The 25,370-nt window shown below is 30.8% G+C and carries 22 protein-coding genes, 4 tRNA genes and 1 pseudogene; 6 read left to right on the top strand and 21 right to left on the bottom strand.

Annotated elements, in window-relative coordinates:
* Positions 1 to 41: 41 nt before the first annotated feature.
* The 8 genes from BK821_RS12795 to hemE form a co-directional block, all read right to left on the bottom strand.
* Positions 42 to 117: transfer RNA gene (locus tag BK821_RS12795), tRNA-His, on the bottom strand.
* Positions 118 to 152: 35 nt separating this feature from the next.
* Positions 153 to 225 (bottom strand) — tRNA-Phe (locus BK821_RS12790).
* 4 nt (positions 226 to 229) lie between these two features.
* Positions 230 to 305, bottom strand: a tRNA-Asp gene (locus BK821_RS12785).
* A 15-nt stretch (positions 306 to 320) separates the two neighbouring features.
* A tRNA-Met gene (locus BK821_RS12780) sits at positions 321 to 394 on the bottom strand.
* A gap of 374 nt (positions 395 to 768) precedes the next feature.
* The gene (locus BK821_RS12775; protein WP_071331817.1) at positions 769 to 1,326 is read right to left on the bottom strand and encodes an RBBP9/YdeN family alpha/beta hydrolase; all 558 of its coding nucleotides are present in this window, start codon (positions 1,324 to 1,326) and stop codon (positions 769 to 771) included.
* A 182-nt stretch (positions 1,327 to 1,508) separates the two neighbouring features.
* Positions 1,509 to 2,906, bottom strand: coding sequence for a protoporphyrinogen oxidase (hemY, locus tag BK821_RS12770; RefSeq protein WP_071331816.1), 1,398 nt, complete (start codon positions 2,904 to 2,906; stop codon positions 1,509 to 1,511).
* 17 nt (positions 2,907 to 2,923) lie between these two features.
* Positions 2,924 to 3,847 carry a ferrochelatase gene (hemH, locus tag BK821_RS12765; RefSeq protein ID WP_071331815.1) on the bottom strand — a complete coding sequence of 308 codons (924 nt, stop codon included), beginning with the start codon at positions 3,845 to 3,847 and terminating at the stop codon, positions 2,924 to 2,926.
* 90 nt (positions 3,848 to 3,937) lie between these two features.
* Positions 3,938 to 4,972: a uroporphyrinogen decarboxylase gene (gene hemE, locus BK821_RS12760; RefSeq protein WP_071331814.1), complete on the bottom strand. Its 1,035-nt coding sequence runs from the start codon at positions 4,970 to 4,972 to the stop codon at positions 3,938 to 3,940.
* 260 nt (positions 4,973 to 5,232) lie between these two features.
* Between hemE and BK821_RS12755 the strand changes: the two genes are divergently transcribed.
* On the top strand, positions 5,233 to 5,736 hold the full coding sequence (locus BK821_RS12755; protein WP_046837997.1) for a hypothetical protein: 504 nt from the start codon (positions 5,233 to 5,235) through the stop codon (positions 5,734 to 5,736).
* A gap of 96 nt (positions 5,737 to 5,832) precedes the next feature.
* Here the strand turns inward: BK821_RS12755 and ecsB are convergent, their stop codons facing one another.
* Together ecsB and ecsA are read right to left on the bottom strand one after the other, a co-directional pair.
* Positions 5,833 to 7,056 (bottom strand): ABC transporter permease EcsB, encoded by a 1,224-nt coding sequence (ecsB, locus tag BK821_RS12750; protein ID WP_046837996.1) that lies wholly within the window; start codon positions 7,054 to 7,056, stop codon positions 5,833 to 5,835.
* The gene (ecsA, locus tag BK821_RS12745) at positions 7,053 to 7,790 is read right to left on the bottom strand and encodes an ABC transporter ATP-binding protein EcsA (RefSeq protein ID WP_046837995.1); all 738 of its coding nucleotides are present in this window, start codon (positions 7,788 to 7,790) and stop codon (positions 7,053 to 7,055) included. The genes ecsB and ecsA overlap by 4 nt, the downstream gene beginning before the upstream one ends.
* 128 nt (positions 7,791 to 7,918) lie before the next feature.
* On the opposite strand from ecsA, the gene BK821_RS12740 reads away from it, so the two are divergent.
* The 4 genes from BK821_RS12740 (at position 7,919) to prsA (ending at position 10,852) form a co-directional block, all read left to right on the top strand.
* The gene (locus BK821_RS12740; RefSeq protein WP_071331813.1) at positions 7,919 to 8,344 is read left to right on the top strand and encodes an HIT family protein; all 426 of its coding nucleotides are present in this window, start codon (positions 7,919 to 7,921) and stop codon (positions 8,342 to 8,344) included.
* A 79-nt stretch (positions 8,345 to 8,423) separates the two neighbouring features.
* Positions 8,424 to 8,801 (top strand): YtxH domain-containing protein, encoded by a 378-nt coding sequence (locus BK821_RS12735; RefSeq protein ID WP_046837993.1) that lies wholly within the window; start codon positions 8,424 to 8,426, stop codon positions 8,799 to 8,801.
* A gap of 340 nt (positions 8,802 to 9,141) precedes the next feature.
* Entirely contained in the window at positions 9,142 to 9,702 is a 561-nt protein-coding gene (locus BK821_RS12730; RefSeq protein WP_046837992.1) for a DUF3267 domain-containing protein, read from the top strand.
* A 157-nt stretch (positions 9,703 to 9,859) separates the two neighbouring features.
* Positions 9,860 to 10,852, top strand: coding sequence for a peptidylprolyl isomerase PrsA (gene prsA, locus BK821_RS12725; protein WP_071331812.1), 993 nt, complete (start codon positions 9,860 to 9,862; stop codon positions 10,850 to 10,852).
* A 217-nt stretch (positions 10,853 to 11,069) separates the two neighbouring features.
* Here the strand turns inward: prsA and yhaM are convergent, their stop codons facing one another.
* The 6 genes from yhaM to xdrA all read right to left on the bottom strand — a co-directional run bounded on the left by yhaM (position 11,070) and on the right by xdrA (position 18,635).
* Positions 11,070 to 12,011 carry a 3'-5' exoribonuclease YhaM gene (gene yhaM, locus BK821_RS12720; protein ID WP_046837990.1) on the bottom strand — a complete coding sequence of 314 codons (942 nt, stop codon included), beginning with the start codon at positions 12,009 to 12,011 and terminating at the stop codon, positions 11,070 to 11,072.
* The gene (locus tag BK821_RS12715; protein WP_071331811.1) at positions 12,011 to 14,944 is read right to left on the bottom strand and encodes an ATP-binding protein; all 2,934 of its coding nucleotides are present in this window, start codon (positions 14,942 to 14,944) and stop codon (positions 12,011 to 12,013) included. The genes yhaM and BK821_RS12715 overlap by 1 nt, the downstream gene beginning before the upstream one ends.
* Position 14,945: 1 nt before the next feature.
* Positions 14,946 to 16,130: a metallophosphoesterase family protein gene (locus BK821_RS12710; protein ID WP_046837988.1), complete on the bottom strand. Its 1,185-nt coding sequence runs from the start codon at positions 16,128 to 16,130 to the stop codon at positions 14,946 to 14,948.
* A 207-nt stretch (positions 16,131 to 16,337) separates the two neighbouring features.
* The gene (locus BK821_RS12705; protein WP_046837987.1) at positions 16,338 to 16,682 is read right to left on the bottom strand and encodes a YlbF/YmcA family competence regulator; all 345 of its coding nucleotides are present in this window, start codon (positions 16,680 to 16,682) and stop codon (positions 16,338 to 16,340) included.
* Between the two features lie 68 nt (positions 16,683 to 16,750).
* Positions 16,751 to 17,881: a DUF445 domain-containing protein gene (locus tag BK821_RS12700; protein WP_046837986.1), complete on the bottom strand. Its 1,131-nt coding sequence runs from the start codon at positions 17,879 to 17,881 to the stop codon at positions 16,751 to 16,753.
* A gap of 289 nt (positions 17,882 to 18,170) precedes the next feature.
* Entirely contained in the window at positions 18,171 to 18,635 is a 465-nt protein-coding gene (xdrA, locus tag BK821_RS12695) for an XRE family transcriptional regulator XdrA (RefSeq protein WP_046837985.1), read from the bottom strand.
* A 431-nt stretch (positions 18,636 to 19,066) separates the two neighbouring features.
* Between xdrA and purU the strand changes: the two genes are divergently transcribed.
* A complete protein-coding gene (gene purU / locus BK821_RS12690) occupies positions 19,067 to 19,918 on the top strand; it encodes a formyltetrahydrofolate deformylase (protein ID WP_046837984.1) in 852 nt (283 codons plus the stop codon).
* Between the two features lie 227 nt (positions 19,919 to 20,145).
* Here the strand turns inward: purU and BK821_RS12685 are convergent, their stop codons facing one another.
* From BK821_RS12685 to BK821_RS13535, 5 genes and pseudogenes are all read right to left on the bottom strand, one after another.
* Positions 20,146 to 21,060, bottom strand: coding sequence for a PhzF family phenazine biosynthesis protein (locus BK821_RS12685; protein WP_046837983.1), 915 nt, complete (start codon positions 21,058 to 21,060; stop codon positions 20,146 to 20,148).
* Between the two features lie 43 nt (positions 21,061 to 21,103).
* Entirely contained in the window at positions 21,104 to 23,017 is a 1,914-nt protein-coding gene (thrS, locus tag BK821_RS12680; protein ID WP_071331810.1) for a threonine--tRNA ligase, read from the bottom strand.
* 378 nt (positions 23,018 to 23,395) lie between these two features.
* A complete protein-coding gene (locus BK821_RS12675; protein ID WP_046837982.1) occupies positions 23,396 to 23,791 on the bottom strand; it encodes a replication initiator protein A in 396 nt (131 codons plus the stop codon).
* Between the two features lie 115 nt (positions 23,792 to 23,906).
* Positions 23,907 to 24,833 (bottom strand): proline dehydrogenase family protein, encoded by a 927-nt coding sequence (locus BK821_RS12670; protein ID WP_046837981.1) that lies wholly within the window; start codon positions 24,831 to 24,833, stop codon positions 23,907 to 23,909.
* 243 nt (positions 24,834 to 25,076) lie between these two features.
* Positions 25,077 to 25,370, bottom strand: a pseudogene (locus BK821_RS13535) (accessory Sec system protein Asp2); the annotation flags it as partial.

Genomic DNA, 25,370 nt, shown 5'->3' with positions numbered 1-25,370 from the left:
GAGGTTTTGCCATTAAACTACACCCGCTTATTAAATTTATATGGGGCGGCTGATGGGAATCGAACCCACGCGTGTCGGAACCACAATCCGATGCGTTAACCACTTCGCCACAACCGCCAAAGAATATAAAACTTAATATTTAAAACTATAAATGGTTCAGGACAGAGTCGAACTGCCGACACATGGAGCTTCAATCCATTGCTCTACCAACTGAGCTACTGAACCATAATGGCGGTCTCGACGGGAATCGAACCCGCGATCTCCTGCGTGACAGGCAGGCGTGTTAACCGCTACACTACGAGACCAATAAAACTATGTAATTGCGGGAGGCGGATTTGAACCACCGACCTTCGGGTTATGAGCCCGACGAGCTACCGAACTGCTCCATCCCGCGTTAATATTATTAATAACGGCTACCCAACTAATATACCATGTTTGTTAACTGAAAGTCAACAACTTTTTTAAAATTAATTTAAATTAAGTTAATAATCATTTAAATTTCACATGCGATAATTGTTGTTTGGTCGTTAGTGATTACTTAAGACTTTTATAGTATATAAATTTTCCAGCGTATAGTCAATGCTTTATATAAAGTTATTTGTGTAAAAACGGATTATATATATAATATTTTAACTTTAGTTTCTTATTTATACAAAATTCTATCGTTTTTCTGTGCTAATCATCTTAAATTCTATGTTTTTCCTTATAATTTTCTTCAATATAGCTAAAAAACAATGCATCTATTTACATTGTTTTTTATAATAATAATTAGCTACTCATTAATTTTTGCATTTTTCCTTGTAGTATTGTAAACGTCCGAAAGCCATCCTCTTCCATAAAATGACCACCATTATCTGTAACTTTACACTTTCCGCCAAGAGTGTCCATTAATCTTTTAGTTTCTTCATATGCTACGTATTGATCATCTTTTGCACATAACCCATAAAAATTAGTAACCTTCCTTTTCACAACTGTATAATCAAGGACATGATCCTCTAAATTAATATTTTCATCAATATCTTGTGCATCATGCATAAAACCCGAAATGCTAAACAAACCTTCTATTTGCTTTATGTGAGCTTCTTCTAAAAATTTGAGTGAAGCCAGTGTACCCAAACCATGTGTTACAAAATATGTTTCATATTTATCTACATTTAATTGTTCTCTCATTTTATTAATCCACTGCTCAAGATTTCCACTATCTTCTACTGGTAAATTAAATAACGTGACGTTATAGCCTTCTAACACTAAATTATTAGCTAACCATTCGTACCAATGATTTGTCGAATCACCATATTTTGAATGTACAATTATAATATCTGTCATTAGCATTCTCCCCCTACCTAATAGCTTATATTATTATAACTAAATTACTAATATATTGTAATTATTATAAGTATCTCACAATTCATAATGAATTTTAAACTTTCTAAAGTTATATAAAAAAGTCATTTTTTCAACATTAGATATGACTAATATTGAAAAAATGACTTAATAAACCCATATTTTTAATTTAATTCCATTAATAATTCATCAACAGCTTGCTTCCCTTGTTGAATACAATCAGGTAAGCCTACAGCTTCAAAAGAAGCACCCGTAATACGTAATCTTGGATAACTATTGCGTATATGGCTTTGAATCTCATTAATTTGATTTATATGCCCAACGTGATACTGCGGCATACTGTTAGGGAGTCTATTCACAATACTAAAATCAGGATTCCCTTTAAATGTCATCATTTGGCTTAAATCTCTTTTAACTATAGATACAATTTCTTCATCTGTATGATCATCAACCACAGTATCCCCTGGTTTCCCGACATACGCACGTATGAGCACTTTACCTTCAGGTGTAGTAAATGGCCATTTTTTGCTAGTCCATGTACATGCAGTAATGTCTGTGTTACTTGTACGTGCTATTACAAAACCAGTTCCATCGTATGTGTTTTCAATATTAGCTTCATCAAACGCTAAGACGACTGTTGCAACCGTAGTTGACGCCATAGTATTAAAGTAATCTAACGCTGGATCTTTTTTAAACCACTTCATAAATGTTTGATGTGGTGTAGCAATTAGTAAACTGTCATATACAATATTTTCATGTTCTGTGACAATCTCATATTTTTTCTGATATAAGTTAATATCAGAAACTGGGGTATTGAATTTAATTTCAACGCCTTGATTTAAGACATATTCCATTAAACTTTCAATAAATGAACTTAAGCCATTTCTGAATTGCTTGAATTGCCCTTTAGGCGCTCCTGGGTAGAGCTGTCTTTGCTTTTGTCGTTGCGCTTTTTCATATTTCATACCTTTAATTAAACTTCCAAATTGTTCTTCTCTTTTTTTGAATTCTGGAAAAGTACTCATTAAACTTAAATCATCTATATTTGTACCATAGATGCCACCCATTAAAGGTTCAATGAGATTTTCTAAAATTTCATCTCCAAGTCTTTGGCGGAAAAAAGAACCTACAGAAATATCATTTTCTATAGTCATAGCATTTTTGAATAAATCCAAACCTGCCCTAAGTTTGCCTAAAGGCGAAATTAATCTTGTTTGTAAAAAAGGTTTAATATCTGTAGGTATACCTAATATAGATCCACCTGGTATAGGAAACAATTTATTTTTAGCATAAATATACGACTGACCTGTTTGATTTGTAATAAGGTCATTCCCCAAACCAATGTCTTTTGCAATATCTGTCATAATTTGTTTACGACCTAAATAAGATTCTGGACCTAATTCAATTGTATATCCTTCAGTTCTATATGTTTGAATTTTGCCACCTGCTCGTCCAGATGCTTCGTAAATGGTTACATCGATATCAGGTCGTTGCTTTTTAATGAAATATGCACTAGATAAACCTGTAATACCAGCACCAATAATTGCAATACTTTTAGTCAAGATGCTTCACGCTTCCTTTAATATACATTTTTAATTTCATCTACTATCGCACCGATGAAAAGTGGGTTTGTATCAGGCATAGTTGGACGGAAATAATTTACACCTAATTCATCACAAACAACTTTACATTCATAATCATTATCGTATAGCACCTCTAAATGCTCACATACAAAGCCTACTGGTGTATAAATATAATTTTTATAGCCATACTCATGATATAGATTTCTAGTTAAATCTTGAACATCTGGTCCTAACCAGGGTGTACCTGTATTACCCTCTGATTGCCAACCTTCTGCAACATGTATGATATTTGAATGTGCTCTTAATAGTTCAGCAGTATGATGCAATTCCTTAGGATAAGGGTCATTATTTTTCTCAATCAAACCTTTTGGTAAGCTGTGCGCTGAAACAACCAACACGGTTTCATCATGTTCAGTTTTAGGAATACCAGCTAATGTTTCATTTATTCTTTCAGTCCAATACTGTATAAATTTCGGTTGTTGATAATAATGCTCTACATGATAAAATTGGATTCCATATTTATCCGCTTCTTTAACAGCACGTGTATTATAAGAACCAACTGAAAAGCTTGAATAATGTGGTGCTAATACAACTGTTACAGCTTCTTCTATACCATCTTCATACATAGCTTTTACTGCGTCTTCGATGAATGGATGTATATGTTTGAGACCTATATAAAGCTTAAACTCTACATTGGTATATACATCATTAAGTGCATCACGTAACGCTTCTGCTTGACGATTTGTTGTCCCTGCTAATGGAGATAAACCTCCAATAAATTGGTATCTATCTTTTAAATCTTGTAATTCAGCATCTGTTGGCTTCTTACCGCGTCTAATATCAGTGTAGTAAGCTTCAATATCTGCTTCTTTATATGGTGTCCCGTACGCCATAACTAATAAGCCTATTTTTTTTGTCATTTTTAAACTCATCATCCTTCTGTATTAATAGTTTATAGATGTATATGACACAATTAAATGTAGATCTTGATTGCTTAAATTCATGTCGTACTATCTTTGTGTATATTGATGGACAAACTTAGTAATTTGTTTCAATGTTTCTGGTTTAACTTCAGGGAAAACACCATGTCCTAGGTTGAAAATGTGTTTCCCATGCGCTAAACCTTGGTCTAAAATCGGTTTTAACCTTTCTTCTATAACATCCCAAGGCGCCAATAAAATAGATGGATCCAAATTACCTTGAAGCGTCTTAGTAATGTTCATGCTTCCCGCTTCTTGAATAGAGAGTCTCCAGTCCAAACCTAATACATCAATTGGCAATGTATTCCATTCTTCAGCTAGATGACTGGCACCAACACCAAATAGAATAACAGGCACATTGTGCTTAGCCTTTATCCCACTAATTAATTTCTGCATCGCAGGTTTAATATAATAACGATAATCTTGGACATTTAATGCACCTACCCAAGAATCAAAGACTTGGATGATCTGTGCTCCAGCCTCTATTTGTGCAGAAGTATAAGTGATAGACATTTCTACTAAATGATCCATTAATGCGAACCATGCCGCCTCATCACGATGCATCATTGCCTTTGTATAATTATAATTTTTAGAAGGGCCGCCTTCAATCATATAGCTCGCCAATGTAAATGGTGCACCAGTGAAACCGATTAAAGGTACATTTAACTTTTCTTCTGTTAATAATTTAATTGTGTCTAATACATAAGGTACATCGCGCTTTGGATCAATGTTCCCTAATTTTTCAACATCTTGTATGTTTTTAATAGGATTATGGATAACTGGCCCTATTCCAGATTTAATTTCAACATCTACGCCAATCGGTTGTAGTGGGGTCATTATATCTTTATATAATACTGCAGCATCAGTATTGTAATTATCTACTGGTAAATGTGTTACATAAGCACACAACTCAGGTTGATGTGTAATTTCAAACAAAGTGTATTTCTCTTTTAACTTTCTATATTCAGGCTGTGATCTCCCAGCTTGACGCATAAACCATACAGGTGTGTGGGGTACCGACTCACCATTAATCATATTTAGAATTGTGTTATTTTTACTATGCACCTTAATGCCCTCCTACATTGTAATTATTCTTATTTATAATACCATATTGTGTTATCATGCGTATTTCAATGTGCTTAAATGTCATAAAAATGACAAACAGTACGTTTTATATATACTTAATTATTTGACTATTGTTTTCTATTAAAAATCAATTATAATATTATCAAAGCTTATTTTATATTTATTTGGAAAAATAGATGTATATATAGTAAGGTATAGAAGATATATACTTTCTTAAACAAAGCAAGGGGGAAAATCTTATGAAAATTTATGCATCTTATGGTACTTTTGGGTATTTAAACCAAATTAGACTTAATAATCTTAACCATAACTTATTACAATTTTCAGCTTCTGATTCTTCAGTTATTCTTGAAGAAACGGAAGAACAATCAGTATTGAAACAACCGTTAGTGTATGACATATTAATGTCGGATGGGACACTAGATGAAAACTATTTCTATTCTGTTATTTTCGTTCCAACATCAGAAGATCATGCGTATCAACTAGAAAAGAAATTAGAAAACGTAACTACTGATTTCAAAAATTTCGCTGGTTATAGATGTTATCGATTCTTAAAACCAGAACAAGGTTTAACGTATAAGATTTACTTTGGTTTTGAAAGTAGAACTGCTTACGAAGACTTTAAGTCATCTTCCGTTTTCAGTGAAAACTTTGACAAACTTGCTTTAAGCCAATTCTTTGGTTCAAGCGGACAGCATTCGAGTTATTTCGAAAGATATCTATTCCCAATTGATGATAATTAATTCGAATTACTACACTATTCAATATATAAAACATTAAAATGGTCACTATTCAGTATACTAGATTGATTATCTATTATTCTGAGTAGTGACCATTTTTTAATCTCTTAATAAAGTTTCTTGGTATTTGAGTTTTTTAATAACATTTCTTATTGTTAACCATCCTACTAATAGAAATAGTACTGAAAAATAACAATATTGAGGAAACACTATTGTATAAGCAATGATAAACAATATACCTATACTTAGCATCAATCGATTCAAAAATTGTTCATAGCCTTTAATCACTTTTGAATCTGTCACAGGCCATACCTGTGGCCATAAACCGTATGCTTGCTGTGTATAAAATTGTGCCATTTGTAATAGTATTATATACATAAACAAACTACCAATGATAAGCGTAATGATTGGATGTTGTAACCATAACATTAATACTAAAGCTATTATGACCAATCTTAAAATAATATTAAATGCATCTTTTCCTCTTGCAAAGCTGCGAATAAATAAATAAAGGTACATATAATCCTTATTAAAACGCTTATGTTTAGGCGTAGCTAAAAAAGAATCTAAATAGCTTCTACGCACTGCTGTTTCTTTCAGATGTTTGACATCAGTAAACATATTAACAAATTTGTAGTAATTCATATGATGTTGCTGTTCAGATTTTATCATTCTTTCCCACGGGAAGAGTTGTGTTTTATTTTGATTACGTAATAAAAGGAACAGTCCAACTAAAATTAAAATGGATGTCACACTCGAAATTTGTTTCGGCGCTAAAGCAACATAGTAACCAGAAGTAAATATAATGAAGAGCAAGACATAAATAGACCACCCTTCAAGCCGATATTTATACCATTGCCATTTAAGTAATAATCCCAAGTATGGAAATAATAGAGACAAAATAGCAAATAGAATATAAAAGTCATAAGTTTTATTATTAATCACATAAAATAATGGAAATAATACAATAACTACTAATATTTGAAATCCTATGCGTGAAAAGTAACTATAAAGCAAACTATGTTTCATGTAATCTGTCATATGTTTTTCAAATGGTAGTAAGAATAGTCTATCTGCATCTTTAAGTAAAGTCCGGATTGGAAACATAGAAGTAATGGCTAATACAATGCTTGCTATAAGGGAATAATTGACTCCTTTGGGAATAGCTTTTAACCAATCACCATATCCAAGAATAAATGCACCTAACATAATCACAAGAAACACAGAAAAGTGACCATTAAAAATAAATTTATTATAATAGCTCTTTTCTTTATTAATTTCTTGTTTTCTTTTACTAAATAATTGTTTGGCATTTTCATTCATGTGTTTTGGCCACCTTGTGTGACATGTATATAGATTTCATCTAATGTTTGCCCTGATAATCCGGTTTGCTCCCTTAATTCTTCTAAATTGCCGAATGCAACGATTTCTCCTTTATCCATTATTAAAAATCTGTCACAGTATCTTTCCGCAGTTGCTAATATATGTGTACTCATCAATACAGTTCGACCCTCTTCTTTTTTATCTACCATTAAATCCAACATTGATTGGATACCTAACGGGTCTAACCCTAAAAATGGCTCGTCAATAATGTACAATTCAGGGTCTACAATAAAAGCACATATAATCATGACTTTCTGCTTCATACCTTTTGAAAAATGACTCGGGAAAATATTGAGTTCATTTTCAAGTCGGAAAGTTTTGAGTAGCGGGCGCGCTCTATCCATCGCAACTTCCCTACTAATATCATAAGCCATCGCTGTCATATAGATATGTTCTTGGAGCGTCAATTCTTCATATATAACCGGTGATTCCGGAATATACGATAACCTCTTTCTATAACTTTCAACGTCTTGCTTAATATTTACATCTGAAATTATTAATTCACCTTCCATAGGTGTCAACAGACCAAGCATATGCTTGATTGTGGTACTTTTACCTGCACCATTCAAACCTATGAGTCCCACAATTTCACCTTTTGTTAATTCGAAGTTTATATTTTTTATTACAGGTCGTTTACCATATCCGCCTGTTAAATGTTCTACTTTTACTGTCATATGGCACCTCCACAAATGTTATTGTATCAAAAAATACAGTTTAGTCATAAATTTACTGCGAAAAATGACGGAAATAATACAGTAATGCTATAATAGTCAGTAACTATCTTACAAGGAGTGAAGATTTTATGTCTGAAACAGTCTTTAGCAAAATTATTGATGGTGAAATACCTAGTTATAAAGTATACGAAGATGATTACGTGTATGCATTTTTAGATATTTCTCAAGTTACAAAAGGTCACACATTATTAGTACCTAAAAAAGCTTCAGCTGATATTTTCGAAACTGATGCTGAAACTATGCAACATATTGGTGTTGCATTACCAAAAGTAGCAAATGCCATTAAAAAAGCATTTAACCCTGATGGATTGAATATTATACAGAATAATGGCGAATTTGCCGACCAATCTGTCTTTCACCTTCATTTCCACCTATTACCTAGATATGAAAAAGATATCGATGGTTTTGGTTATAAATGGGAAACACATGCTGAAACATTTGATGACACGCATAAAGCGAAAATCGCACAAGAAATAGCTGCTCAATTCGATTAAATATGCTTACCTCCTTTCATATGGGGTATATAAAAAATATTAACGACTATGAGATTATTTAGAAATGAGGAGAATTTTTATGAAAACAGCTCAAATTTTATTAGGAATTAGTGCTGGTGTTGCAACTGGTCTCGGCGTTGCTTTAATGAACCGTGATAAAAAAGCTTCTAACCAGTTTGACACGCAAACTAGAAGACCCACTGGCGCAAATTCTGAAGTTGAAAGAGAAATTAACAAAATTAAACAAAGCGTGAACGATATTGTTAATTACATTTCTCAAATCAAGTCAGAAAGTACCGAATTCGGAAGCTCTATTGGTGATGAAGTGAAAACGATGATTGGTGATTTCAAATCAGACATTGATCCTAATATTAAACACCTACAATCTCATATTGAAAACCTCCAAAATCGTGGAGAAGAGATTAGCAAAACATTCGAAAATGATAAAGATAAATAACACCAATAAATTATATGCGTACCACCGAGCATATTGCACTGTATACCTTAGATGAATCATTCAGGTATACAGTTTTTTTGTTATAAGTTATCATTCCCCCTCTCCCCTGTGGTGAATTGTTCATTAGTCAATCACCTTTATGCCTATAATAATTATTACTTTGTCCGCTCGATAATTATTGTGAAATTTGATGTATATTTATTATAAAATTAATCAGAATAAAATCCATTACGCGCAATGCTTTAAGCATCAAATTTACCTTGACGTTTTTGTCTTTAAGATAGATAATACGGGAGTATATATCATCGTAATTTATAAAGTGAAGGAGTATGATGCTGTAATGTATTTATGTTCACGCCAAATTGATATAAATGCACGCTTCGGCTTACCAAGAATTGCATTTTTAAGTTTTGTCACAACGATTATTTCATTTTTAATAGCATATGAAATTTTATACTTCTTTTCAAATACTAAAATAACAGATCGCTATTTTTTAATATTTTTAGTGCTTGTATTATTCCTATACCCTATTCATAAAGCAATTCATTTAATATTTTTGTTCCCATATTATAAGTCTTTTAAAAAATATAAATTAGTAAGACATAGACTAGTTCCTTTTTACAATACATATGTGAATACGCCTGTGAATAAATATTATTTTTGTTTTGATTTAATTACACCTGTTATTGTTATTACAAGTATATGCGCATATGTGAGTACACTTTTCCCTCAATACGGCCATTATCTCATGTTTCTTATCGCATTAAATATGGGTTATTCGGTCATGGATTTTCTATACTTAAAAATTATCTTATTCTCAAATGAAGGTACTTTTATTGAAGAACATCAAACAGGTATCAATATTTTAAATCGAGTTGAAACTAAATATAACCATCATTAACTATGCGTTCACTTACTCAGTGACGCATTTTTTGTAAAAATATACAATCTACTTTAAACGACTACTACTATAGTCCTAGAAATAAGGTTTCTTATTGGTGAATACATCATAATATGTTATATTTACGTTGTTATTCTTACAAAAGGAGTTTCCAACTATGAAATCATTAAAAAAAATTATACTTCCCGTTACAGCTAGTGCTTTATTATTAGGTGCCTGTGGTAACAGTGCTACAGATTCAAAAGAAGATACTATTATTTCATCAAAAGCAGGCGACGTTAAAGTTGAAGATGTCATGAATAAATTAGGTGATGAACAAATCGCCAACAGTTCATTCTCAATTTTATTAAATAAATTGTTAGCTGATAAGTATAAAGATCAAGTGAATACAAAAGACATTGATAAAGAAGTTGAAAAAGAACAAAAACAATATGGTGGTAAAGACCAATTTGAAAGTATGTTAAAACAACAAAAAATGTCTTTAGATGACTACAAAGAACAGAAAAAACTACAAGCTTATCAAAAAGAATTATTAAATGATAAAGTGGATATGTCGGATAAAGAAATTAAACAAGACACTAAAAAAGGTTCACATATCTTAATTAAAGTAAAAGAAAACGACGATGACAAAGAAGGTTTATCTGCTAAGAAAGCTAAGGCTAAAGCAGAAAAAATTCAAAAAGAAGTTGAAAAAAATCCAGATAAATTTGGTGAAATTGCTAAGAAAGACTCAATGGATAAATCTTCAGCTAAAAAAGATGGTAGTTTAGGCTATGTTATTAAAGGACAAATGGATGATAAATTTGAAAAAGCCCTCTTCAAACTTAAAGAAGGCGATGTTTCTAAAGTAGTTAAAACAGATTATGGTTACCACATCATCAAAGCAGATAAGCAAAATGATTTTGATAAAGAAAAAGGTAAACTCAAATCTCAATTAATTCAAACTAAAGTTCAAAAAAATCCTAAATTACTTACAGATGCTTATAAAGAATTATTAGATGAATATAAAGTAGATTATAAAGATAGAGATATTAAAAAAGCGATTGAAGATTCAATCTTAGACCCAGAAAAAATCAAGCAACAACAACAGCAACAACAGCAACAAGCTATGCAACAACAAGGTAGTTCAGGCATTTCTACTGGACAATAACGAAATTCAAAAGAGACACGAGCTAGCTCGTGTCTCTTTTTTATACCAATTTATCTCAAAATTCATCCTAATTTGTAGATATTAAATCACAATTCAATTTTTCTATTGGGCCACTCACACCTTATTTTAAACAACCGTATCCTTACGTTTATAATTTTATATATAAAAAAGTTACTAGAATCTTAATTCATTCTAGCAACTCTTGATATGATACCCTTTAGTCCAATGACACTGGTTTATAAAATTGTCTACCTTCTAGCCCAAATATACGTTCTGTAAATTGACCTTTTTCAGTCTTTTTATACGCTTTTTCAAACATATTCATTTTAGCATCAATATTATCAATAAAGAATAATATTTCCGCTTCCTTCATATGTGGTAATTTTGGAGAACCAAATTCCATTTTACCGTGATGCGCTAATATCATATGACGTAATAACAATACTTCTTCGCCTTCGATATTGAGCTCTCTAGCTGCTTCTGCTACTTCATCACTTGCAATCGATATATGCCCCAATAAATTCCCTTCAACCGTGTATGAAGTAGCTACTGGTCCACTCAATTCTTTTACCTTTCCTAAATCATGTAAAATAATTGAACTATACAATAAACTACGATTTAATAACGGGTAAATATCGCAAATTGGTTTAGCAACACGTAACATCGTTAATACATGATAGCTTAAACCACTGGAAAAATTATGATGATGCGTACTAGCCGCAGGGAATGTAAAAAATGCTTCCTGATACTTACGTATAAGATGACGCGTAATACGTTGTAATGCAGCATTTTCAATCTCTAACATGTAATGTGAAATTTCTTCTTGAATTTCATCGGGTGTTAAAGGCGCCCCATCAACAAAATCTTGTGTTTTCATGTTGTCATCTGGCGTGGCTAATTTTATTTTATTGATTTTCATTTGTTTTCTACCGCGATAATTAATAACATCACCTGTTACATGTACAATCTTTTCCGGTACTAACACTTTCATATCTTCTTTACTTACTGTCCATAGTTTTGCTTCGATATCACCGCTTTTATCTTGCAAATGAATCGTCATATAATCTTTACCTTGAGCTGTTACACCTTGTATTGCTTTATGAATCAAGAAAAAGTGATCAACAGAATCTCCAGGATTTAACTTTTCTACATTTCTCATTATTTACCGCCTTCCTCGTATTTATTCAATGTAATGATTTGTTTTGAAGGCACACTTGTATCTTTAATACATGTAAAGTATAAAATTTGATAACTCGATGGCATCTGCCTTAAATAATTCATCATAATTTCTTTTCTTTGTTTATCAAAATGCACAAATGCATCATCGATAATAACAGGAAAAGGATAGTATGGTTTTAATGTTTTAATTAAACTCAAACGTAGTGCTATATAAAGTATTTCTTTAGTCGATTGACTAAGCTCTACAGGCTCATACATTTGTCCATTTTCCTGTTTAACCATTAATTCATCATTTGCATATGTCACTTGTACATAATGTCCATTTGTTAAATGTGCAAAGATAGATGTTGCTTCGTTTATCACTTGTGGTAACCGTTTATCTTTAATTTGTTTAATATGTCCGTCTACAAGTGATTGTAGATAGCTTAAGCTTGCCCAATCTTTAGCTTCATCGTTCACTTTATTTTTTAGGATATGGAAACGATGACGTAGTTCTGATAAAGTCTTATCCGTTTCCATATCGGTGATTTTAGCATTGTACGTACTAACCTCTGATTGCATTTCTAAATACTGATCATTATACTCATCAACTTGTCGAGATAATGTTTCATCTTCTTCTTGTAATTGCGCCAATGTTTTGCCACTTAATCTTGAACTCAAATCATACGTATAACTTTGATTTTCCAAGTATTTCGTTAAATCATTGAAGCGATTCATTTGTTGATTATAGTCTTGATATCGTTGATGATGTTGATAATAACTTTCTTCATTCGAGACATTCACAAAGTTGAATAACTGTGTAATCACATTATTATTTTCATTCAAACGATTATGAAGCTGTGTCACTTCACTCTCAATCAATTTGATTTGTTCATCATTTCTATTCCATTTTTCAAGTAAGCTTGTTTTTTCTTTTAACCATTGTCCGATATCATGAAATAATGATAAAGCATTGAAATACATAAATTGATTTTTGGTTACTTCTCTAGCATGGTCATAATAAGCGTCTAATTGCTGCTGTAATGCTTTTTCTTGTACTTTTAGCTCACTAAGATGACTATCATGTGCTTTGATCTTATTCATTGTGCCAATACTATCAATAATAAGTTCATCTGACATTTTATCAGATAAATGTAAATCTGACTTCACTTTATTAATATTTTCTTGAGCAATTTGATAATGTTGTTGCGCTTGTTCCAAATTATTCGCTAAATAGTCAGCTTTTTTCTCTAGCGCATCTTTAGTTTTAATCGTATTATGCAATTGTTCTCTTATTCTAAATTGATCATCTAAATCAAAATCAAGATCATAATGCTCTTCTAAATGTAAAATTTGTCGTTCTAAATCATCAATTTCTTTAGAGAAAGTTTCACTGTGACCTACTTGTTTTGTTTTGACAAAGAAAATACCTATAATAAAAACTAAAGATAGAATAGCAAAAATGACACTAAAAATTAAATTAGCTGAAAAGAATGAGAAAACAGTTAAGCCTATTCCTATTACAGCTAAAATGATTAAACTCATACGTAATAAATTTTGTCTCTTATCATTTTCCCTTTGTTCCGTATCAAATGCCTCTTTCATCTTCTGATAAAGGTTACTCTTTTCTTGATGTTCAAATACTTGACGATTATATTGCTTTTTCTTTTCAAATGTCTCTTCTGGTACAGTATCTGCTTCTAAAGCGTCTATTTCGTTGTGATTCGTATCTTGATCTATGTTATTGTCTTCGATACTTCGTTCTAATTGTTGAATCAAAGCCGTCTGTTCTTGCTTACTTTTAATTTGGTCGCTCACATAGCTTTTCATAGCTTCTGAACTATCCACATGATGGTGTACATCCTGCCACCCAATATTTGATTGTAAACCTGAATTTTCACGTTCTTTATCCTGTATTTCTTTTTCAACTGTTTTGAGTTCGTATTCTTTTTGTTTAATTTCATTCTCTTGTTGATGTAAATGATTAAATGCATCTATATCCATTTGATTTGGAACATCTATCTTGTCATTCTCTGCTTTAAGATGCGCTAATCTTTCTTCACGTAATCCAATATCACGTTTGAGATTCTGTGTTTGTAATTTAGCAGATTCATAGCGATCTATACCTTGTTCTGGAAATTGAATCGGCTCAATATTAAGTTTTGCTTCCAATGCTTTCCATTCTTGAGCCTGTTCATGTAAGGCTAGCTCTTTTTGCTTTTGGTCATGCATCTTAGATAACTGTGCTAGATTTTGCTTCAAATTACTTAATCTCCGCTCAGATTTATCTTTATCATCTACCAACCGCTTGTATGTTGTTAACTTTGCTTCTTGTTCTCTAATTTGACTTTCTAATTCTTTTAATTGATCTAATTGTTGATTAATGATTGGATTACGTCCGTTTTTCTTGTACAACAGCTCTTTCTTGTTATTTAACGTTTCACGCATGCTTGTAAACTCTGTCGATCCTAACGCACCAGCTTGTAATAAGTAATTTTGTAATTGTGTTTCATCCATGTGTTTATGAATATCTTGTAAACCAAGGACATCAAATGAAAATATACCTTGATATGTACGTTTAGAAATAAAATTCAGTTCTTTTTTCAGCCAAGACTCATCTTTAATCATACCATTAGGAAAGTATACTTTTACATCGCCTACTGCACTACCTTTTATACGTTCAATTTCAACTATTGATCCATTATCTTGAATAAGTGTCAGTTTACCGCCATATTGGTTACCAAGACGTGGCTCTAATCGTGGTTCGTTTTCTTTTTTTGTAGGAAAACCAAATAATATAGAATGAATAAATGCTTGAATCGTTGATTTTCCTGTTTCATTTTCACCATAAATTTCTGTAAAATGTTCGTCAAAGTCTATCTTTCTTTGTATAAATTTGCCGTAACCATAGATTTCTAAAGATTTAATCTTCATATTATTCTCCCCTCATATCTGACTTTAATAATTCCTCAGCGTGCTCAATTAAAGCACGTCGATCAAAGTTGCTATAGTTCTCTAGATATTTGGAAGCTTTAGGGTTTAAATATAAATCATTCATTGCTTGATCATACACAGTGTTATCTTCTATTAATTCTGGAGAGAATTCATTCACCAATGTATTTTGTTCCTCATGCTTATTTCTAATGTTTAAATCTTCTATGAATACAAACTGATGCTCGTTCTCTTCATAATCACTAACCATATCATGTATTTGAATGATATCTTGCTCAGTAATTTTAACATCTGAGTTGAGAATCACGTTTAATTGATAGATAGATTTTCCATTTATTCTTACTTTTGCTTTAAAGTTTTGTATTTCATCAAACAACCCTTGCTTCGTTGTTTTATCTGTTTCAATTGTTGCTTGTTCAAAACGAATAAATTGAGTTGGCACAAATTGAGCGTGAAGGTTTAGATTATCACCTTCAACCAATAAACAACCTTTTTCTCCTAACTCTTTAAAATGACGTCCCTGTATATTACCAGGATAATGAATCTGTGGCATATCACTGAGTTGTTGTCGTTCATGTATGTGACCTAATGCCCAGTAATGATAAAGCTTATTGTTTAAGTCTTCTAATCTAAATTCAGTATATCGATTTTGAGTGTTCGTCTTACTATATGTACCATGTAATATACCTATGTGAATGCCCTTTTGTCCTTGACTAGAAGGATAAGCATCAAGTTTATTTTCATAACTTGCATCATTTTGATAACTAAATCCATGTAGATAAATTTCTTCTCCGTTTTTAGTAATCGTTTGATAAGTTTCAACATTTTCTGAGAATACGGAGACATTGTCTGGCCATTCTGTCGCAACATGAGCTGACAGTGGATCGTGGTTTCCATGACATATATATACGAAAATTTGCTCTTTTGCTAAACGTTCAAATTGTTTTTTTAGAAATACCTCTGCACGTAACGTACGATTTTGCTGGTCAAATAAATCACCAGAAATAATCATAAAGTCTATTTCTTCATTCAATGCTAAATCTATTATTTTTTCAAAGCTCTCATAAGCACTTTTTTGCATATCATCAAATATAGACTGACTTAAATAACTTCTTGATTTAAATGGGCTATCTAAATGTAAATCAGCACAATGAATAAATTTTACCATACAGTATAGTTCTCCTTTATTTAAAGGTTTATTTACAATAATGCATGTGCCACAATTTATAAGCTGAATCGTCTTCTAGCCTATTGCTAAAATGTATGCACCCAATACTTGTATCTCTATATTTTACCACATAGTTTAATATTCAGTCGATAAAACAAAAAAGCTACAATACATAGAATGTATTGTAGCTTAACATTATAAAACTGATTAGTCAGCGTAGATTTCATCTAAAGGTTTAACAATGATTTGGTTAATTTCTTGGAAAATTTGACTCATGTTTTGTTCAGCAGTCATTAATTCAGAAATGTTAGAATCATTTTCGATTTTTTGAGCTTGTTCTTGTGCTTTTTGTAGCTCTTCTTCACCGATTTCTTCACCTTGCATTTGTTTTTGTTGGAAGTTTAATTGAGTTTCACGGAATTCGTCAAATAATTCTTTAGACTCTTGATTTTCTTTAACTTTTGCGTAAGCATTTTGGATTGCTTGGTATTCGTCACTCTCTCTTAAAGCTTGTTCTAATTGATTAGCATGATCGTGTAAATTTACTGCCATTGTGCTTCACTCCTTTTGTGTTTATGTGTTAAATCCACATCGATATTACAATAACATAATTTAATATGTTATACAAAAATTGCAATTACACCTTGTAATAAGCCAATAATACCTCCAAGTAAAAATCCTAACATCATAATTAATTTCAATTCTTTATTTGCAATATCAATGATTAATCTTTCGATATAATCAAGTTCAAATGTATTGACTTGTTCTTCAATCATTTGTTTTAAATTTATTTTTTTCATTATCGGTGTTATATGCTTAGAAGCATTGTCAATAATTGCATCTGTGATTGTTTGAGTCACTTTACTTTCTAAAAATGAAATAAAACTGGGCATTAAAGAACTTAATGATTTGTTTGAAACAGATTGTGCATCTATATAGCCGATAGCTAACTCTGTAGCCGAATCTTTAAATGAATCGAATTGTTCCACAGTGACTACTTCATTTAAGTGTTTAGATTTCATCGTTTGATATTCGCTATCAATAATTTGATTGGCTATTTCTTTAGCTTTTGGATGTTTCGTTAGACGAATTAATTCGTGTTGTATACGTTCAGCTATACTTTCTTTCGTCATAAACATCTGCAATAAGCCAACAATCTTCCCTTTTTCTTGGAAAAATGTTTCTAACATCGATGATATATCCGTAGCACCTTTATCTGAGCTCAAATATATTCTCGCTCTATCAAACAATAAGTCCGGTATTAAATCCACTTTACTATCAAGTGATTGCTCAATATCATTAGGTAAAATATCTTTTATAGCAGTATGTTGATAATCGTGATAAAAGGCATCCAGCTTTGTAGATATCACAAGGTTGAGTTTTTCATTAGCTAGTTGAGCTACATCAATATCTAATTTATCTGCAAAATATTGAATAGTTGAATGTTCTTGCTTCAACTTATCAATTTGATTAAGTAGTAAACTCTCTATTGCAGAACGTGATGCAGGCGCATTTAATTTAGATTTAATTAATGACTCTGTTAATAAATGCTCTTCGACAACTTGGCCAATCTTACTAGCTACTTCACCTCTTCGTTTAGGTATCAAACCTGGAGTGAAAGGTACACGTTTGTTAAAAATATAATATGTTTTAAATGGATGAAAGAGCATTCTAACTGCAATAACATTTGTTACGCCACCTATTAATGCACCTATGACCATCATAAACACAATAACTAAAAAAGCATGCATATTTTATTTCCCCTTTTATTTTTCAATTTCTACTATTATATATACAGATATATAACCATCATTTTTACATTGTATAACACTTAAGTTAATAATGTGTAGAATAATACCCTATTTATTATCATATGTAGAAGCTTCAATACTTTCTTTAGATTTCCATCAATAAAAAAAGACCTAAATCTTTGTTTAGGCCAAGTATAGTATAGTGACTAAATCATTCATATACAATTTTAAGTCTTATGCCACTCAATTATATAAATAATGATTCTTCTATCACAAATGAATTAATATATTATACGTGCATTAATTCTTCTTTTGAAATTCTGCCGAAATACGTTTCAGCTTCCCTTAATTTTGAAGTGCCAAATATAGGTTGAGTGTCTTTATTTAGTACGCGGTAGATATCACTTACTTTGTTACTTTGTAAGATAAAACCATTACGGCTATCAACAGTATTCCAGTAAATGTCACTTGTTGTAGCATGATTAGGGTATGCGCAGTGATTGCGAGAAATCGTTTGTACCATTTCTAAAGGATCACAACCAAATGTACTATTTAAAACATCTGAATCTCTAAACAAAGCACAAATTGACACACACGTTGTCCAGTTAGGTAATACTCTCTCTTTTTCTATTTGAACTAATGTCTTTTTAGAAAGACCAATAGTTTGGGCCATCGTATCTTGCGTATAACCTGCTTCAATACGAACCATTTTAAATTTTGTTTGAATTAAATCTGTGAAATTCTGTCTATCCATTACTTTAATCTACCTTTCATAAAAGAATATTTTATCCGGACACAAGAAATTGCAATAATACACGCTTCTTGAAACACAAATTACATCTTAATACAATTTTTAACAAAATAAAAGAGTGAAATGAAATTTTCGTTGTTTTTCGTTATTGGCGCAATTATCAAAATAATCAAACATATATGTTATTAGCAAATTACTGACCAACACCACGATGTTTGTAAGCGTATTATTTTTGGAAAATGTGTCATTTTTAAGTTTACTTATTACTTCTTTAAAGTAAAAACACTATTAACTATTATAGCTTATTTCTTTATTTTTATCATTGAATAAATACAAATTGATATAAATATATTAAAAAAAGCAATATTAATTTACTTTATTCAGAATCTTCATTATAATTTGAATTACTTTAAAATTTAGAGGTGTCCATAGAAATGAAAGACAAATACATATTATTAGCAACATGTTCCGATAAAGTTGGAATCACATCATTAATCACTAATATCATTTCAGAATATGATTCTAATATATTACATCTAGATCATTTTACAGAATATGATAATGCTCAAGATACAGAAGGAAAATTATATTTAAGATTTGAATTTGAAAAAGTCAATTTATTAAAAGCCGCTTTAGAGAAAAGTTTAAGTGAAAATAATATTGAATTTAATTTGTTCGATGACAGTGAAAAAACTAAAATTGCATTATTTGTATCAAAAGAGGATCATGCATTTAATGAAGTACTGCTAAGAGTACAACGTGGTGAGATTGCTGCTGAAATTGTTGCAGTCGTAAGTAATCATGAAAATAATAGACATTTTGCAGAGGCTTTTAATATCCCATTCTATTACGTACCAAGTGGCGACTCAAAAGCCCTGACAGAACAAAACATCTTAGATATTTGCGCAAAACACGAAGTAGAACTCATTGTATTAGCAAAATATATGCAAATACTTACTGACAATTTTGTGAGTCATTATCCAAATCAAATCATTAATATCCACCACTCATTCTTACCTTCATTTATCGGTGCAAATCCATATAAACAAGCATGGGAACGTGGCGTTAAACTCGTTGGAGCGACAAGTCATTATGTCACTTCTGACTTAGATGAAGGCCCTATCATAGATCAAGATGTGACACGTATTAATCATCGATATAACGTACAGGATTTGAGAAAAATTGGTCGTCATGTGGAATCAAGAGTATTAGCACAAGCTGTTGAATTACATGTACAACATAAAGTCATTGTCACTAACGGAAATAAAACAATCGTATTCGCTTAAACTGTGTACAAAATGTGACATCAGTTAATTTTTTCTTCTATTGTATATTAAATTAAAGAGAATTAACTCGTTTTTGTAATTATTATGCTATAGCAAAGTGACTAATTAGATTCAAGTCTAATTAGTCACTTTTAGATTTATATAATAATAAACTTAATAGTTGTTTGTATTAAGTACACTACTAATCACTTAATTACCTTTTTATATTATCGTGTATACGACGATGATTAATTTGATATTTCATTATCTTCTAATAAAACATCAAATTTGTTAACATATACGGCATTTCCAGCTATCTCTACATCATAACTACATTCGCTGGGTGAAACGTTTACTAATACTCGGCCATCTTTATTTATCTCATGTCCTTGTTCTACAATAAGCTTTAACGAGCCCCTACCAGTGCCTTGTTTATATCTTGCAAAATATACCCCCATAATTCCAGAAGCAGTTCCTGTCACTGCATCTTCTATTGTACCTGAGAAAGGCGACGAAAAATGTCTAGCATGCATGTCAGCATCTGAATCATAAGTTTCAAAACAAAATGGATGAATGGAAGCCTTAGATTTTTCATTTAATATGGTTGGAAATAAGCTGTTATTAGGTTTCATTGTTTTAAATGCTTTAAGGTTGTTAACTGGTACTAGAAGTGTCCATGCACCGGTACTACCATACAAAATTGGAAAGTTGCTTTCTAAATCGTCCTCGCTAATACCTATGGCATTAGCTAAATCTTTCTTAGATCCCTTGAACGCTTCAAACTGTGGTGCTGCTTGTTTCATCGTTATAACCACTTTATTGTCTTCAGACGAATCTACTTTAATATCTAAAACACCTACCTTTGTTTCGATGGTTACATGTCTTTTTTTCATTAATAGATTCATTGTTTTCAGAGCATAAATCATTGCGATTGTTGCATGACCACAAAGGTTCATTTCTTGTCCAGGCGTGAAATAGCGAATTCTAAAATCAGCTATATCGGACCTAACTAGAAATGCCGTTTCATTAAATCCAACTTTATATGCAATTTCTTGCATTTCATTATTATTTAACTCATCCCCATTTAATACTAAACCTGCAGGATTTCCTTTATTAGGTTTCAGAGTAAAAGCATCATAATGATAAACTGTTACATATTTCATATTGAAAAAACCTCCTTACATATATCATCAACAGTAAGCTGCATTATCTTATTAAGTTAATTTCATTTATAATTTTTTCTATAAATTCCTCTAAGTTATATATTTTTTCTTCATTTTCTCTATATTTACGTACAGAAATAGTATTATCATTTATTTCTTTATCTCCTATCACAATAGTATAAGGAACTTTTTGAAGTTGCGCGTTTCTAATTTTATATCCCATTTTTTCCTCAGTGTTATCAATATTAACTCTTATTCCTTTTGATTTCAGTCTTTTTTTAATGTTATCAACATGATCTAAATGGATTTTATTGTTAACAGGAATCACTTTAACTTGATTGGGAGCTAACCATAAAGGTAAATGACCTGCATAATGTTCAAGTAAAATTCCTAAAAATCGATCGATAGAGCCATAAACTGCTCTATGGATAACGACAGGTCTCTCTTTTTCATTATTTTCATTAATGTAACTTAAATCAAACGTTTCTGGCATTTGGAAGTCAAGTTGAATTGTTCCACATTGATGACTTCTACCTAATGCATCTTTAATATGGATGTCTATTTTAGGACCATAAAACGCACCATCTTTTTTGTTAATTGTATATTCTAATTGATTATAATTAAGTACATTTTCAAGAGATGTTTCTGCAAAATTCCATAAGTTAACATCTCCCATATAATCATCTGGACGTGTAGATAATTCAATATTGTAATCAAATTCAAAGATAGTATATACCTTATCAATTAAATTAAGCACATTAAGAATTTCATTTTCTATTTGGTTTCGAGTCACATAGATGTGGGCATCGTCTTGGTTAAAAGTTCTTACTCTAAACAATCCGTTTAAAGAACCACTAAGTTCATGACGATGTACTTGACCAAATTCAGCCATGCGAATAGGTAAATCTCTGTAAGAGTGATGTTCATTTTTATAAATGAGCATATGACCTGGACAATTCATAGGCTTCAATGCATATTTTATATCATCTACTTCTGTAAAATACATATTGTCTTTATAGTGCTCCCAATGCCCACTCTCTTTCCATAATGTTTCATTCATTATAAATGGTGTATATACTTCTTCATAGTCTTCTTCAAATTGTAGTTTTCGTAAAAAGTTTTGAAGTTCAAGACGTATAATTTGCCCATTATGCTTATAAAAGGGCATACCAGGAGCATGATCAGAAAATGTAAACAAATTGAGTTCTTTACCTATTTTTCTATGATTAATATTTTCGTATTTTTCAATAAATGTTTCATGATCTTTTAAAGCTTCTCCGCTAGAAAAAGCTATACCTGATATACGTTGTAAGGGTTCATTGTTTATATCTCTTAGCCAATTTGTAGATGAAATATTTATAAGTTTATAATTTTTGAGTTTTGATAAATTACTAATTATAGGATAACTAATTAACGATGTATATGCCCCTATTTGAGCAACTTTAATGTTATTATCTTCATTATTTTCAACATGATAATTCATATACTTTGTATCACTAAATATATGTTGTGCTTCTTTTTTAGGTATTTCAGATACTGTTATTGTTTGATTAGCATTTATAATATTAGAAAGTGCTTTATTTATAGTATTCAAATCTTCTTTATTAAGGTTTTTGAAAACAGTACGGAAATCACAATAGAAACCTTCGTTATTTACACCTAAATCAGCAATTTCAATTCCCTCAAATTGGTCTTGGATTATATAACTAATTAAAAAAGATAATGTATATTTTATTGATTTTTCAGCTTCTTGATCTTCAAAAGTAATAAATTTAATTTCACAATCTTTATTGAGTGGATAACTTAATTCTTTTAAAACTCCATTGACATATCCTAGGGCAGCTTTTTTTGAAAAAGAGCTACCAATATTTTTAGCAACATGAAGTAATGTTGTTTCTTGTGGCACCTCCAATTCATTATTATTTGATAATTTAACTTTCACATTATCTACAAACATTGATAACACTCCTTTTATTTATAATAAAAAAACTGCGCTTATCCCTATAGATATAGGGACGAGCGCAGTCTCGTGGTACCACCCAAATTCCCCTAACTGATTTGTTAACCAATTAGGACTCATTGAATAACGTAACATGTTATTAAACGATGTATTTTCATACATATCTCTAAAGTAGTAAAATATTAGCTTATATAGAAGCTTACAGCCGATGACTTCTAATCTCTTACTTTAATATAATATTTTTTCTTTATCTTTGATTTTAATTTGAAATTACTGATAAGTTTATATTAATCAATTTGAAATTTCAATGTATTTTTTCAAAAATAGTCATAATTGTTATTTCAAGTTACATAAAATGATTTTCGTTACTTAATATCATTGTATGTTGACTAACATATTTTCATACTCTAAAAGCTCTTCATCAGTATATTTACATTTTTTAATGTATAATCTAGGAAACTTTTCTGAGCTATGCTTCTCTTGATAAAGTAAATCAAACATTTCTAATTCTATTTTTGTATCTTCAAAAGTTAGAGTTGAATAATTAAATAGATCCTCAGCTTCTTGAGGAGCCATATTGACATAATATGAGCCTTCTTCATTTTTCCAACCATTTTGCATACTTAATTGCATGCGTTCATGTAGAACGATATATAATTTAAAAGCATTAGGTGTTAATTTTATATAGCGATCGCTACACATTAAAACTTTAGGCATTTGGTAGTAGTCTAAATTTTCATTACCACTATCCGAAAAAAATTGATCTTTCATGATTTACACCGCTTTCTATTAATATACTTGCGATTATATAATGCCATATTATTCCAAAATTACTTTTATAAAACTGTGAAATTCTCAATAGAAATAATACTTTACTATATATGCTCTAATACGCTTTTGTGAAAAATTTGTTGAAAGTTTGCTTTAGTAATAAGTTTATATTTTGGGGTCTTTCAGCGATTCTCCTCATAAAATATCCATACCATTCTTTTCCAAAAGGCATGTAGACACAGACGTTGTATCCTTTCTCTACTAAAGTATCTTGAAGGTTGGTGCGAAACCCATATAACATTTGAAATTCAAATTTACTTGTCGAAATATCATTTTCTTCTATAAAATATATAATTTCTCTTATTATATTATGATCATGAGTTGCAATAGACGTAAAAGCTCCGTCTAATAAGTGTATTTTTGTTAATTTTAAAAAGTTATTATCTATTTCCTTTTTCATTTGAAATGAAATATTTGCACTTTCTTTATATGCCCCTTTGACAATGCGTAACTTCATATTTTTATTTTGCTTTACATCACTTTCCGCTCTATATAAAGCAGCTTGGATTACAGTACCAATATTTGAATATTTCGCAGTGAGTTCATTTATAATATTCCAACTTGATTCTATATGATTAAAGTCTTCCATATCAATATTTACAAATATATTTTTTTGGTTAGCGTAATCAATAATTTTAGTGGCATTATTTAAGCATATCCCATCATCAACATCTAAACCGATTTGAGTTAATTTGATTGAAATATGACCATTAAGGCCTTTGAGATATATTCTATCTATGACGTCTAAAATTCGTGATGTTGCCTCACTTGCATCTTGTTCGTAGTAAACAAATTCCCCTAAGTTGTCGATAGTCACAGCCACGCCACGATTATTTAATCTATAAATGTTTGTTTCTAATTCAACTAAATTTGTTCCAGCTATAAATGAATGAATACCCAGCTTGGGTCCCAACTTCTTTGCTAGTTTATTTAAGTTACCACTTTGCGATAGTGAAAAGAGACACGATTTTATTACTGTCATAGAATTCCTCCTTATAAACATTAAATTATTACTTTCAGTTCTATACACTATTAATATTTTTGTTTTACATGTTAGATTTTATACCACTATTTTATAAAAATAAAATTCAAAGCAGATTATATAACACTAAGTGTAAGATTATATGACATATACTATATTTGTGGTGTTTCTGATCCAACCTTATTTTTGAAAATTTCTCTCTTCTAAAAGGATTATTAATAAAAAAAGATTAGGAGCAAGGTCCTAATCTTTTTCAAACTGTTTATGTCCACCTAAAAGGAAATTCAATATCATTAATTGTTCTGGTACTGTGTTTCGAGAGACTTCTGGATGTGATGTGATCATCTTATCTTTCATATTTATTTTATTAATGTTTTGTTCATCTATCCTGCTCGTTTCATTGTAATATAACGGGACTTTTTCACTACAAATAACATGTTTAATAAAATTATTTTGCTTACTCAAATTATCATTAATTGTTGGTACCAAGTCTTCCTTTCTATTATCCTTTAAAAATCTTCTATCATTTTGCTCTAA

It is taken from the genome of Staphylococcus sp. LCT-H4 (genome assembly GCF_001866145.1).
GTDB classification, from domain to species: Bacteria; Bacillota; Bacilli; order Staphylococcales; family Staphylococcaceae; genus Staphylococcus; species Staphylococcus succinus.
Note: the sequence above shows the minus strand (reverse complement) of the source record. Positions and strands in the feature narration are given on the sequence as shown.

Coding starts and splice junctions, on each gene's coding strand:
- BK821_RS12670 (WP_046837981.1), bottom strand. CDS start 24,833: ATGACAGTAATAAAATCGTGTCTCTTTTCACTATCGCAAAGTGGTAAC.
- BK821_RS12730 (WP_046837992.1), top strand. CDS start 9,142: ATGTATTTATGTTCACGCCAAATTGATATAAATGCACGCTTCGGCTTA.
- BK821_RS12710 (WP_046837988.1), bottom strand. CDS start 16,130: ATGGTAAAATTTATTCATTGTGCTGATTTACATTTAGATAGCCCATTT.
- BK821_RS12705 (WP_046837987.1), bottom strand. CDS start 16,682: ATGGCAGTAAATTTACACGATCATGCTAATCAATTAGAACAAGCTTTA.
- BK821_RS12715 (WP_071331811.1), bottom strand. CDS start 14,944: ATGAAGATTAAATCTTTAGAAATCTATGGTTACGGCAAATTTATACAA.
- xdrA (WP_046837985.1), bottom strand. CDS start 18,635: ATGGATAGACAGAATTTCACAGATTTAATTCAAACAAAATTTAAAATG.
- BK821_RS12735 (WP_046837993.1), top strand. CDS start 8,424: ATGAAAACAGCTCAAATTTTATTAGGAATTAGTGCTGGTGTTGCAACT.
- purU (WP_046837984.1), top strand. CDS start 19,067: ATGAAAGACAAATACATATTATTAGCAACATGTTCCGATAAAGTTGGA.
- thrS (WP_071331810.1), bottom strand. CDS start 23,017: ATGTTTGTAGATAATGTGAAAGTTAAATTATCAAATAATAATGAATTG.
- BK821_RS12755 (WP_046837997.1), top strand. CDS start 5,233: ATGAAAATTTATGCATCTTATGGTACTTTTGGGTATTTAAACCAAATT.
- BK821_RS12700 (WP_046837986.1), bottom strand. CDS start 17,881: ATGCATGCTTTTTTAGTTATTGTGTTTATGATGGTCATAGGTGCATTA.
- BK821_RS12740 (WP_071331813.1), top strand. CDS start 7,919: ATGTCTGAAACAGTCTTTAGCAAAATTATTGATGGTGAAATACCTAGT.
- BK821_RS12675 (WP_046837982.1), bottom strand. CDS start 23,791: ATGAAAGATCAATTTTTTTCGGATAGTGGTAATGAAAATTTAGACTAC.
- ecsA (WP_046837995.1), bottom strand. CDS start 7,790: ATGACAGTAAAAGTAGAACATTTAACAGGCGGATATGGTAAACGACCT.
- BK821_RS12685 (WP_046837983.1), bottom strand. CDS start 21,060: ATGAAATATGTAACAGTTTATCATTATGATGCTTTTACTCTGAAACCT.
- ecsB (WP_046837996.1), bottom strand. CDS start 7,056: ATGAATGAAAATGCCAAACAATTATTTAGTAAAAGAAAACAAGAAATT.
- BK821_RS12775 (WP_071331817.1), bottom strand. CDS start 1,326: ATGACAGATATTATAATTGTACATTCAAAATATGGTGATTCGACAAAT.
- yhaM (WP_046837990.1), bottom strand. CDS start 12,011: ATGAGAAATGTAGAAAAGTTAAATCCTGGAGATTCTGTTGATCACTTT.
- prsA (WP_071331812.1), top strand. CDS start 9,860: ATGAAATCATTAAAAAAAATTATACTTCCCGTTACAGCTAGTGCTTTA.
- hemH (WP_071331815.1), bottom strand. CDS start 3,847: ATGACAAAAAAAATAGGCTTATTAGTTATGGCGTACGGGACACCATAT.